General features: G+C 53.6%; 9 protein-coding genes. 2 read left to right on the forward strand and 7 right to left on the reverse strand.

The annotated features are described in order from the left end of the window. Positions 1-1,222 precede the first annotated feature (1,222 nt). Complete coding sequence (locus tag II896_05445; protein ID MBQ4444074.1) at positions 1,223-1,435, forward strand: helix-turn-helix transcriptional regulator; 213 nt, start codon at positions 1,223-1,225, stop codon at positions 1,433-1,435. A gap of 85 nt (positions 1,436-1,520) precedes the next feature. After that, entirely contained in the window at positions 1,521-2,576 is a 1,056-nt protein-coding gene (locus tag II896_05450) for a tyrosine-type recombinase/integrase (GenBank protein ID MBQ4444075.1), read from the forward strand. Between the two features lie 6 nt (positions 2,577-2,582). On the opposite strand, the gene II896_05455 is transcribed toward II896_05450, so the two are convergent. From II896_05455 to II896_05485, 7 genes are all read right to left on the reverse strand, one after another. Continuing rightward, positions 2,583-2,777, reverse strand: coding sequence for a hypothetical protein (locus tag II896_05455; protein MBQ4444076.1), 195 nt, complete (start codon positions 2,775-2,777; stop codon positions 2,583-2,585). Then, the gene (locus II896_05460) at positions 2,770-4,014 is read right to left on the reverse strand and encodes a methionine gamma-lyase family protein (protein ID MBQ4444077.1); all 1,245 of its coding nucleotides are present in this window, start codon (positions 4,012-4,014) and stop codon (positions 2,770-2,772) included. Before II896_05460 ends, II896_05455 begins: the two co-directional genes overlap by 8 nt. After that, the gene (gene miaA / locus II896_05465) at positions 4,007-4,903 is read right to left on the reverse strand and encodes a tRNA (adenosine(37)-N6)-dimethylallyltransferase MiaA (GenBank protein MBQ4444078.1); all 897 of its coding nucleotides are present in this window, start codon (positions 4,901-4,903) and stop codon (positions 4,007-4,009) included. The genes II896_05460 and miaA overlap by 8 nt, the downstream gene beginning before the upstream one ends. Beyond that, positions 4,900-6,807, reverse strand: a complete 1,908-nt coding sequence (gene mutL, locus II896_05470; protein ID MBQ4444079.1) for a DNA mismatch repair endonuclease MutL — start codon at positions 6,805-6,807, stop codon at positions 4,900-4,902. The genes miaA and mutL overlap by 4 nt, the downstream gene beginning before the upstream one ends. Then, the gene (gene mutS, locus II896_05475) at positions 6,800-9,424 is read right to left on the reverse strand and encodes a DNA mismatch repair protein MutS (protein MBQ4444080.1); all 2,625 of its coding nucleotides are present in this window, start codon (positions 9,422-9,424) and stop codon (positions 6,800-6,802) included. Before mutS ends, mutL begins: the two co-directional genes overlap by 8 nt. Continuing rightward, entirely contained in the window at positions 9,421-10,728 is a 1,308-nt protein-coding gene (gene miaB, locus II896_05480) for a tRNA (N6-isopentenyl adenosine(37)-C2)-methylthiotransferase MiaB (protein MBQ4444081.1), read from the reverse strand. The genes mutS and miaB overlap by 4 nt, the downstream gene beginning before the upstream one ends. A 273-nt stretch (positions 10,729-11,001) precedes the next feature. Next, on the reverse strand, positions 11,002-12,402 hold the full coding sequence (locus II896_05485; protein ID MBQ4444082.1) for a glucose-6-phosphate isomerase: 1,401 nt from the start codon (positions 12,400-12,402) through the stop codon (positions 11,002-11,004). Positions 12,403-12,405 lie beyond the last annotated feature (3 nt).

The raw sequence follows: 12,405 nt of genomic DNA on the forward strand, positions 1-12,405 counted from the left end.
CATGGAAGACGGGGAGTTGGTGCGCGTGTACGTTTTGTATAGTGCGCTATACGTTATGTATAGATACACAAGTTGCTCGGTAATGACTATATGTTTTGTATATCTACGACAAATATTCATGTACAAGGATACTGTCGATCGGCTTGCCGTGTTCGCTCCGGATTGTCTGTATGTCTTCGATGAATGCCTTGTTTTTGTTTGGCGGCTATTTATTCTGTACAAAACGTACGATTTTGGCCAAATTTTGCCTATATCTTTTCGCAAAAGGCGTCTTTTGCGAAAAGATATAGGCAAAGCGCAAATTTCCCTCGTCAGAGCCCGTATATACAAAAGATAATTGCCGCCCGACACCACCGAACGGAATGGGTTGGCGTGCGTGCGCTTTCGTTCGGCCAAACTGACGGATCGCCCCTGCCCTATCGACGCAAATTTGCAAAAATCGTCAAAATTCTCCTCGGGGGAAAATACTTGCATTCGCCAAAAAACGCGCGATATGTACATAATGTATAGTCAAATAAACGCCTGGTGATGGCCTATATATAATGTATACAAAATGTACAGTCAACTGTATAAAACGTATAGATAAGAATTATTGGGACCAACATTGCATTCTGTAGATTTTATACAGCAAACTATACTAAACGTATAGATGGCAATTAAGAATGAATAGCGCGACCTCACTCCCCCGCCCTGACCGTCCTTCAATAATCGAACTATACAAAATATATATATAACTATACATATTGTATACTATACATTTCATACAGCGTACTATACATTATGTATATGTATATTTCGTATAGTAAATATGTCCTTACGGCTGCTTCCCGTTTTGAGCCGTCAATATTGTCCATTGTGTATGTACAAATTGTATAGATACAAAACGTATAGGCCTATACAAAGCGTACAGTCATTCGTTTCATCGGCACGCTGTACAAAACGTATATGGTGTGTTTGAGACTATGCTATACGTTATGTATATATACAAATTGTATAGTTTGAAACGTCGCTATACATATCGTATACATACATTTTGTATACTTGGCGTTCGTCTTGCTGAGATACGATTCTTCCGCCCGCATATTGTTACTGTATAAAACGTATATTATCGGTATTTTTTGTATATTCAATCATTTTAGAAAAATATGTTTTTTTATCGAAAAAGTCTTGCAAAAATAACCTGTTTATGGTAGAATGAAACTACCATTTATGAGGTGCAGTAATGAACAATTTTAAGTACAATCTCATAATCACCCGCAAGCGTTGCAAGTATACCCAAAAGGAGATGGCGGATATGCTTGGCGTGACCGAGGGTTGCTACGCGCACTGGGAACAAGGGCGGAATGAGCCGAGCATCGCTTATATCATTCAGCTTTGCAAACTGTTACACGTTACGTCGGACGAGCTGCTGGGTGTCAACAATGACGAGAACTAAGTCGCAAACAGCGACTTTTTTCTTTGCTTAAAATCTTTTCGCAAAAATTATTGCATTTCCGCTCAATCCGTCTTATCATAATAGTATGGACAATTACTTTCAAAACCGCGATATCGAAAACACGAAGAAGCTGAGCGCGCTACGCAAGCAACTGCCGCCCTACTGCGGCAAGTATTTCGTCGCCATTTCTTCGGTCACGACGGCTTTGACGAGATTGGGCTACGCACGCGATTTGCTCATATTCTTCAACTACCTCTGCTCTACCGGTCAATTCGGCATGTGCACACCCCCCGAGTTCGATATCGACCGTCTCAACGCCGTAACGCAATCGGACATCGAGGCCTATCTCGATTATCTGTCCAATTACGAGGTGGACGGCAAAATATACGTCAATAAATTGAGCGCCATGTCGCGCAAACTGTCCGCCGTGCGCTCTCTCTTCAAATATCTGTATAACAAGGACTTGTTGCACGAAAACGTTTCCGCCAAGGTGCTGACGCCCAAACTGCACGAAAAGGAAATCATTAGGCTGGAGTCGGACGAAATGCAGCGCTTTATGGACGTGGTGGAACGCGGCGACAATCTGGGCGAGGGGCATCAATCGGCCTACCACAAAAACGTCGCCCTGCGCGATATGGCCATCACTACCCTACTGCTCGGCACGGGCATTCGTATCAGCGAATGCGTCGGCCTCAACGTGGACGACCTGGACTTCGACAACCGCAAATTCGTCGTGACGAGGAAAGGCGGCAGTCGCTCCATATTGTATATGCCCCAAGAGGTGATCGACGCGTTGCAGGCCTACCTCAGCGTACGTTTGGCCATTCCCACAGATACCGACGCCTTGTTTTTGTCCCTGCAAAACAGGCGTATCAACGTGCGTACCGTGCAGATTATGGTGCGAAAATACGCCGCGGCCGCCGTGCCGACGAAGCATATCACGCCGCACAAATTGCGCTCTACGTTCGGTACCAATCTATATAGAGAAACCAAAGATATTTATGTCGTGGCCACCGTACTCGGCCATAGCGACGTGAATACGACCAAAAAACACTACGCCGCCATCAGCGAAGATATCAAAAAGCAGGCGGCAGAGGTCGTGCGCTTGCGCCCCTCGGACGGCGACGATACGCACGAATAACGCAGTCTATTTTTTCGATTTATTGTTGGGAACAACGACGCTGTCGATCAAAACGCCGTTGTAGTCCGCCATATCCAAGCATTTCATGCAGTTATCACAGCGCTTCGTGGGATCCAGATCGCACATATCGCAAGCGCCGCAATCGTCGCAAATAACGCCTTTGACCAAAATACATTCCTTGCCGACGTTGGGATTAGTCATGCTTTGCCTCCAATACCGCTCGTAAACATTGTTTGACGGCCAAATACGCGTGTTCGTAAGTCAATGCGCCCTGTAAATAGGCGATATAGGGCTTTTTGATGGGCGCGTCCGCGCTCAATTCGATGCTGGCGCCGCCTACGAACGTGCCCGCCGCCATGATGACTTGATCTTGGTAGCCGGGCATATCCCACGGATACGGCACCACGTTGCTGTCGATGGGCGAAACCTTTTGGATCTCGCGGATAAAGGCTATCAATTCGCTCTCGCTGTCGAATACGATACTGCGGATAATATCGTAGCAATCGGCGTTGGCCTTTGGGATAGTGGTGTAGCCCGCTATCGTGAACGCGTGCCCGAAGAGAATGCTGCCTTTCAACGCCCCCGCGACCACGTGCGGCGCCATAAACAGGCCTTGATAGTAGTATTGATAGCCGTAGGCGTAGGAACCAACTTCCATGCCGATACCCGGTGCGGTCAGGCGATAGGCGGCGGCGTCTACGTAGCGTTTTTTGCCCGCCAAATAGCCGCCCGTGGGTGCCAATCCGCCCCCGATATTTTTGATAAGACTGCCTGCGATGAGGTCTGCGCCGACGTCCGTCGGCTCGGAATCCTGGACGAATTCGCCGTAGCAATTATCCACGAATATGACGGCCTCACTATCTATGGACTTGACGAAGGAAATGCACTCGCCGATGGCTTGGACGGACAAGGCGTTGCGATCGGAATAGCCGCGTGAGCGCGTGATGAAGACCACTTTCGGGCGTTCGGCGAGGGCGCGGCGTATGGCGTCGAAATCGAACGCGTCGCCTATCAAATCCACTTGTCGATAGGCAATGCCGTATTCGCGCATACCGCCCGCCTCTTCCCCGTTGATGATGCTGTCGAGGGTATCGTAGGGCTTGCCCGTCACCGAAAGAAGGGTGTCGCCCGGACGCAACAAGCCGAATAAGCCGATGGCCAAGGCGTGCGTGCCGCCCGTAATAAGCGGGGAAACGATAGCCGCCTCCGCGTGGAAGACGTCGGCGTAAACCGCGCACAGTGTGTCGCGGCCTATATCGCCGTAGCCGTACCCCGTGGAGCCTTTGAGGTGGCGTTCGGAGACGTTGTTGCGGCGAAAAGCGTCCAGCACTTTGGCTTGATTGGCGAGCGCGACGCGGTCTATTGTGGCAAATTGCGCACCGGCCGCTATCACTGCGTCCGTTAGTATTCGTTGAATTTTGTCGTCGATATCAGTCATTTTCGATTACCTTATTTAGGTTGGAATTGAATTCTTTGTAGTCCAGCCATACCGCGTTTTCGTATTGGCGGAACCAGGTCAACTGCCGCTTGGCGTAGTTGCGCGAGCGTTTTTTGATGAGTTCTATCGTGCCCGAATAGGAATTTTCACCCCGCAGATATTCGGCCATTTCTTTGTAGGCGATGGCTTGGAAGGACTGCGCCGAATACGGCACGCCGCTTGCCAGTAACGCGATTACTTCGTCCACTAAGCCCTTGGCTTCCATCACGTCCACGCGAAGATTGATGCGCTCGTATAAGTCCGCTCTGTCGCCCGACAGCACGAACATACGGTAGTCGTAGCGTGGCTCTTTGTGCATATCGCCCAGGCTGTGCTCCTCTCCGTTGAGGGCTAATTCCAGCGCACGCCCTACCCTTTTTACGTCGTTGGGAAAGAGTTTTGCGGCGCGTTCGGGCGCTTTTTGGCGAAGCAGTTCGTACATATATTCGTTGCCTTTTTCGGCGTACATCGCTTCGATTTGCGCTCGAATTTGGGGATTATACTCGCGAAAAGTCATGGGATACAATAGCGAATTGATGTATAACCCCGTGCCGCCCACGAGTATGGGCGTCTTGCCGCGGGATAGTATATCGTCCACGCAAGCGGAAGCCATGCGTTGATACTCCGCCACCGAAAAAGGCGCGTCCGGCTCTACCACGTCAATCATATAATGCGGCACGCCCTGCATCTCCTCGGGGGTGACTTTGGCCGTGCCGATATTCATGCGACGGTAGATTTGCATACTGTCCGCGCTGACGACTTCGCCGTCCAAAGCCTTGGCGGCGGCTACGCTCAGCGCCGTTTTGCCGGTGGCCGTGGGGCCACCTATCACGATAATTCTACCCTTCATACGATACGTTTGAACATCTTGTCGAGTTGATATTTGCTGAGTTTGATATAGGCGGGTCTACCGTGCGGACAATGCGCGGGCAAGGCCTCGCCGAATAGGTTTTGACACAGCAATTTGATGGCGTCCACGTCCATATAGGTATTGCCTTTGACGGCGGCTCTACACGCGGTGTACGCCAATTTTTCGTGCAAAATGCGCGCGTTGGTGCCGTCGAATCCTTCGCTCAACAACAGATGGACGAACGCTTGTACGTCCATATCGACGAGCAAAGCGGGCATGGCTTCGAGGGAAAACGAGGTCTCGCCCGTCCGTTTGATGTCGATACCCAAAGCGCAAATATCCGCAAGGCGGTCGGAAAGCAACGCGCTCTCCTCTTCCGCAAGGTCGAAGTCGTACGGCACGAGCAAGGGTTGCACGACTAAGTTTTTGTCGGCGTATTGGCGTATAATGCGGTTGTACAGCACGCGTTCGGCCGCGGCGTGCTGGTCGACGAGCAATAGTTCGCCCTTGTACTCCGCCACGATATAGGTGCCGAGCACCTGCCCCACTACGCGTAGCGCGGACGAGTCAAAAGGCTCCTCGGCGGGCGGTGTATCGGTAGATTTCGGCTCCTCTTGGGCGTAACCGCCAAGCAAGTCGACGCCTACGTCTTCGGTCGGAAAGTCCTTTCGCTCGGTCGAACGGGGCGCGACGGCGGGACTGTCGAAATCGAAGGGAAGATCCGATTTGGCGTTGACCGCGTCGAACAAGTTGTCCCGATAGGCCGTATAGGCTTGCGCATAAGCGTCATTTTCGGCGAAACGAGACGTGTTTTGGGGCGCGTCGACATCGAGTTCGACGTGCGACGGGACTTCGTCTCCCACTGGTTTTTGCGGCGAAACGGCTTCGATGGGTTGGTTGAACAGGATATCGCGCGAGCGCAAGTATTCTTCGAGTGCCTGCCGCACCACGCGATAGGCAAAGCCGAACAATTTGTTGGCGTAGACGAAACGCACGTCCGCTTTGGTGGGGTGCACGTTGACGTCTATCTCGTCGTTGGGCATACGGATATGCAAGGCGAACAACGCGTAGTTGCGTTTCATCAGGTAGTCGCGATATGCGTTGTTGACCGAGGCGGACAAAGTGGCGTTGGAGACGACTCTGCCGTTGACCACGGTGATTTGATTGGCGCGTGTGCCCGCCGTGTAGTCCACGTCCGAGACGTACCCCTCGACGGTATAGCCGTATTCGCTTTTGGCGACGTGCAGCATGTGCCCGAACGCCTCTTCGCCGAAGACCGCGCACACGGCGGACTCGAGCCCGTCGCCCGTCGTCTGCAAGAGGGTTTTGCCCTCGCCCGTCAAGGTGAAACGGATATGCGGATTGGCGATGATCAACCGTTCGCACAACGCGACGATATCCCGCCCTTCCTGCTTGGCTGACCGCAAAAACTTGAGACGCGCGGGGGTATGATAGAACAAATTGCGCACCTCGACGGTCGTGCCCACGGCACCAGAAGATAGCATAGCCTTGCCGATTTCGTTGCCGCTCGCTGTGATTGCGTATGCCTCGCCGCCCGCTTGGCGCGAGGTCAATTTGACCATAGCCACCGCGGCAATAGAAGCCATCGCTTCGCCGCGGAATCCAAGCGTGCCGACGTGGAAAAGGTCTTCGGCCGTGGTGATTTTGCTGGTGGCGTGGGGCAAAAACACTTTGTCGAGGTCGTCTGCTGAAATACCTTTGCCGTTGTCCGAAACACATATTTCGTCCAAGCCGCCCCCCGTAAAGCGCACGAAAACCTCGGTAGCGCCCGCATCCAATGCGTTTTCTACCAATTCTTTGACGACGGACGAAGGTTTTTCGACCACTTCACCCGCCGATATTTTGTTGTAGACGGACGCGTCAAGTACGTGGATATCAGCCATGGTTTGCCCTCTCGATAAGGTCGGCCAACACCAGCATAGCCTGCACGGGCGTCAGCCGTTCGACGTTGGTCTCCTTGAGTATTTTGCGTATTTCTTCGGCGGTTTCGTCGTGCTCTGCAAACATACTCATTTGCGATTGATTTACACCGCCTAACGTGTCCAACATAATGGAATTGGTGTCGCTCGCTTCGCGGCGTTCGAGCTTCTTGGCAATCTCTTTGGCGCGTACCAAGACGGGTTTTGGTACGCCCGCCATGCCCGCGACCTCGATGCCGAAACTCTTGTTGGTGCCACCGCGTGCGATGCGGTGCAAAAACACCACGTTGTCGCCCTTCTCGTCCACCAATACGCGGTAGTTCTTGACCGCAGCCAACTTGCCCTCCAACTCGGTCAATTCGTGGTAGTGCGTGGCGAACAAGGTCTTGGCGCCTACGACGTTGGTGACGTATTCCATCACGCTCCAGGCGATGGACAGGCCGTCCACCGACGAGGTGCCGCGCCCGATTTCGTCCATAATAAGCAGGGAATCCTTGGTAGCGTTGTGCAGAATGTTGGCCACCTCGATCATCTCCACCATGAATGTACTCTGCGCGTTGGCGAGGTCATCCGAAGCGCCCACCCGCGTGAAAATGCGGTCGACGAGGCATATCTCCGCCTTTTCGGCGGGGACGAAACAGCCCACGTGCGCCATCAAAACGATGATGGCCACCTGCCGCATATAGGTACTTTTGCCCGCCATATTGGGGCCGGTGATGACCATGGTGCGGCAATCCTTGTCCAAGGTGGTGTCGTTGGGCGTGAACTTGTTTTTGCCGAGCAATTTCTCGATGACGGGATGGCGCCCGCCCACGATATTGATGGCCTTGATCTTGGCGCCGATGGTGGGCTTGACGTAGTTGTTTTCGATGCTCACCAAAGCGAAGGACAGCAAGGTGTCCGCCTCGGCGATGGCGCCCGCCGTGACGATGAGGTCCTTGACGATGGCGTTGAGCATACTGCGCAACTGCGCGAAAATGGCCTGCTCCAAAGCGACCGCTTTGTCGTGTGCGCCCAGCACCTTGCTTTCCAACTCGATGAGTTCGTCCGTCTTGTAGCGTTCGCCGTTGGTCAAGGTCTGCTTGCGTTGGTAGCGCTCGGGCACCAAGTCAATATTAAGCTTAGTCACCTCGATATAGTAGCCGAATACGTGGTTGAAACCTATTTTGAGGTTTTTGATGCCCGTCTCGGCCTTTTCTTTGTTTTCCAAATCCTTGATCCATTGCTTGCCGTTGGCCTCGGCCGAGCGGTATTCGTCCAAATCGCGGTTGAAACCGTCGGCAATGTAGCCGCCGTCGCTGACGAGCATGGGCGGATTGTCGCAAATGGCCTTGCTGACCACCTCGGTCTCGCGCTCGAAGAGGGAGATATCGGCGGCGAGGGATTGCAACAACTCGCACTTGGCCTTGTCGAGTATGCCTTTGACGACGGGCAGCACGACCAGCGAATTGCCGATGGCGAGAACGTCGCGGGGGTTGACCGAATTGTACGACACCTTGCCGGCCAAACGCTCCAAATCGCGCACACAGCCCAAAACACGCGTCAAATCCGTGCGTAGGCGCACGTTTTTGATGAGTTCGGCTACGGCTGCAAGCCGCTCGTTGATGGCCTTCTCGTTGCGCAAAGGCGCGTCTATCCATCGGCGCAAATTCCTTGCGCCCATCGCCGTCTGCGTCTTATCCATCAGCCAAAGCAAAGTGCCCTCTTTGCGGCGGTCGCGAATGGTCTCGGTGAGTTCGAGATTGCGCCTGGTGGCCGCGTCGAAGAACATAATGGACGATTGATTGACCTTTTGCACCTTGTTGAAATGGGACAAAGCGCGCTTTTGCGTCTCCAACAAATAGGACATAAGAGCGCCTGCCGCCGATATGCCCAAGGGACAATCCTCGCACTCGTAGGCCTCCAAGGTGCGCACGCCGAATTGTTGGCACAATACGCCGTACGCGTCCGTATATTTGAAGGCGTAGTCGTAGTATATGGTGGGATTGACGCGGTACACGGCGTCGGGATTGAGCCTATTCTTGCCGTCCGCGTTGAGGATTATCTCGCTGGCGTGTACGCCGTTGAGAATGTTCTCGGCCATCTTTAGAGCGTCCTCTCCCTCGGTCTGCGTCAACTTAAATTCGCCCGTCGAAAGGTCGGCGTAGGCGACGCCGCAGCCCTTGGCGGTGTAATAAAACGCGGCGAGATAGTTGTTTTGCTTCTCGTCGAGAATGGTGTCCTCGACCACCGTGCCCGCCGTGATGACACGAACGACGTCACGTTCGAGCATACCCTTGCTCTCGCCCGGCGAGGTAAGTTGCTCGCAAATAGCCACCTTGTAGCCCTTGTTGATGAGACGGCTGACGTAGGTGTCGACCGCGTGGTAGGGAACGCCGCACATGGGCGCACGCTCGGGAAGACCGCAATCGCGGCCCGTGAGCGTCAACTCCAACTCGCGCGAGACCGTAACGGCGTCGTCGAAAAACATTTCGTAGAAGTCGCCCAGACGGTACATCAATATGACGTCGGGATATTGCTCCTTGACGTCCATATAGTGTTGCATCATAGGGGATAATTTGGATTTGTCCGGCAAGCTCATAGTATCTCTCCAAACAATGAAGCGGACTGTGACCGCGTGATTTTGACCGTAACGAATTGCCCGATAAGGTCGGCGCCGCCCTCGAAAGTGACCAATCGACCGCTCTCCGTCCTGCCGCACACGCACCCTGCCCGCTTGGGCGCGACGTCCTCGACCAGCACTTCATACGAATGCCCCGTGTAGGTGTCGCTGATCTCTTTGGTGATGCGGTTTTGTTCGGCAACCAAAGCGGTGATACGCGCTTTTTTGACGCCGGGCGGTATCTGCTCCATCGTGGCGGCGGGCGTGCCTTTGCGCGGCGAATAGACGAAGGTGAACGCGTTGGAGAAGCGCACCTTGCGTACCAGATCCAAGGTGTCCTCGAAGTCCTCATCCGTCTCGCCGGGGAAGCCGATCATTATGTCCGACGTAATGCCGACGTCGGGCAATTTGGCCTTGAGTTCCTCGATGATGGCGAGGTAGCGGGCGCGATCGTAGTGGCGATTCATCGCTTTGAGAATCCTGTCCGAACCCGATTGCACGGGCAAGTGCACGTTGTTGCATATATTGGGATAGCGCGCTATGACGTCGATGACTTTGCTCGAAAAGTCCTTGGGGTGCGAGGTCATAAAGCGTATGCGGTATTTGCCTTCGATTTGGGCGATGCGCTCTAGGAGGTCTGCGAAGTTTTCGCCGTCCGCAAGGTCGCTGCCGTAACTGTCTACGTTCTGCCCGAGCAAGGTGATCTCCTTGTACCCTTCGGCGATAAGCGCGCGCACCTCGGCGACCACGTCCTCGATTTTGCGCGAACGCTCACGCCCGCGCACGTAGGGCACGATGCAGTAGGTGCAAAAATTGTTGCAACCGTACATAATATTGACCCAAGCGTTGGGATAGGAGGTACGGGTAACGGGCAATTTGGCGTCCGCGTCGACGGTGCTGTCGGCGAGCGAAACGCTCTTTTTTCCGCGCCGTCTGGCTACGACTGCGGCGGGTAATTCGGCCAAATTGGACGTGCCCAAAACGATATCCACGTAGGGGAATTTCTTTTTGAGCAACTCGGCGGCGCCTTTTTGCTGGGTCATACAGCCCACGACGGCGATAATCATGTCTTTCTTTTGGCGTTTGAGCCCTTTCAAAACCCCGATATTGCCCTGAATCTTCTTCTCGGCGGTGTCGCGGATACAGCAAGTATTGAAGACCACGATATCCGCGTCTTCTTCGCTATTGCACGCCGAATAGCCGATGGCTTCGAGCATACCGGCGATCTTTTCGGACTCATGCACGTTCATTTGGCAACCGTACGTCTTGATAAGGTAATTCATAACCCCCTCCGCTTTGACAAATTATACAACCATACGAACGCCCATTCTAACGAATGGTATCTAACTGCGTATAGATTGGTCGCTGCGCTCCCTGCGTTCGGCTGCAAGGCGGCGCGAACGACGTGCAAATACTACGTGCTTGCGCGTTCGCTTCTATTATAGCATATTGCGCTCTATTTCGCAAGGATTTGGGCGACAAATATGCGCGTATATAGTATTCTCAATAAAAAATGGACGAGGCAAGCCTCGTCCAAGATTGGTTTCTATGTGCGTTTAGCCGATGATATACTTCTCGCTCTTGGCCTTGGCAGACTGCAACTCTTTCTTCTTTTCTTCGAATCCCTTGCGGTCGAACAAAGCGAAGGTGGCTTTCTTGCCCTCTTCCACGCCGGGTTGGTTGAAGGTGTTGATATTGAGCAAAGCGCCGCAGTAGGCGGTCTCGAGCATGAAGAGCATCAACAGTTGCCCCAAAGTAAACTCGTTGACTTGGGGAACGTAGATGGTGTGATTGAGACGGTTGGCCTTGGTGAGCGCGTACTCGGTGGCGATGCGCTCGTTGTTGAGCAAAGTGCCCATATCGTTGCCGCACAGGAAGTTGACGTCGGGGAAATCGGGCAAGCCCTGCGGTATGAGATATTCCTTGCGGAAATTGTCCACGGCGATGAACGTGACCACCTTGTCGAAGGGGCCTTCGGTGTACAGTTGGATTTGGCTGTGCTGGTCGGTGACGCCCAACGCTTTGACGGGCGTTTGCCCCGCGTATACGGTCTTGCCGTCGTAGTCGACGGCCTTGCCCAAACTCTCGCCCCACAGTTGGCAATACCAATCCGCGATATATTTGAGGCTGTCGGCATAGGGCATCATAACCGAAATGTTCTTGCCCTTGCGCATGGCGATATATTGCAAGACGGCGCACATCAAGGGCGCGTTCTCGGCGGGGTCGGCGGATTTGGAGCGCTCCTGCATATCTTTGGCACCCGCGAGGAATGCCTTGATATCAATGTCCAATACGGCCGCGGGCAACAAGCCCACGGGGCACAACTCGGAGAAGCGACCGCCCACCGAATCGGGAATGTAGAAGGTCTTGAAGCCCTCTTTTTGGGCCAATTTGATGAGGTTGCCTTTGCAGGTGTCCGTGGTGGCGATGACGTTCTTCGCCCAATCCGCACCGATCTGCTTTTGGAGAATATCGCTGATGATGAGGTATTGGCTCATGGTCTCGCTGGTGGCGCCCGATTTGGTGATGACGTTGAAGCAGGTCTCCTTGGGGTCGATGATATCCATCAAAGCGTTCATACGCTCGGGGTCCACGTTGTCTTCCACGTAGAACTTGGGGCCGCCGCGCTTGTCGTCGGGCAACTCGTTGTAGTGCAGGTGTTTGAGCGCCTGAAATACGGCGATGGGGCCCAAAGCCGAGCCGCCGATGCCCAGCACGACGAAGGCCTTGAACTGCTTGCGCACCGCCTTGGCGGTGGCGATGATATCCTCGACGATGGCGTCTTGGTTGTAGGCCAATTCCGCCCAGCCGAGCATCCCTTTGCCGCTGTTGTCGCGCACGTACTCGAAAGCCTTGGCCGCTTGGGGCTTGATGGCCTCGATCTCTTGGTCGGTGAAGCCCTCTTTGCCGATATAATCGGCCATCATATTGTTGTAATCCAATCTGATACGTTCCATATT

This window comes from Clostridia bacterium (genome assembly GCA_017394805.1).
Taxonomy (GTDB): Bacteria; Bacillota; Clostridia; order Christensenellales; family CAG-1252; genus RUG14300.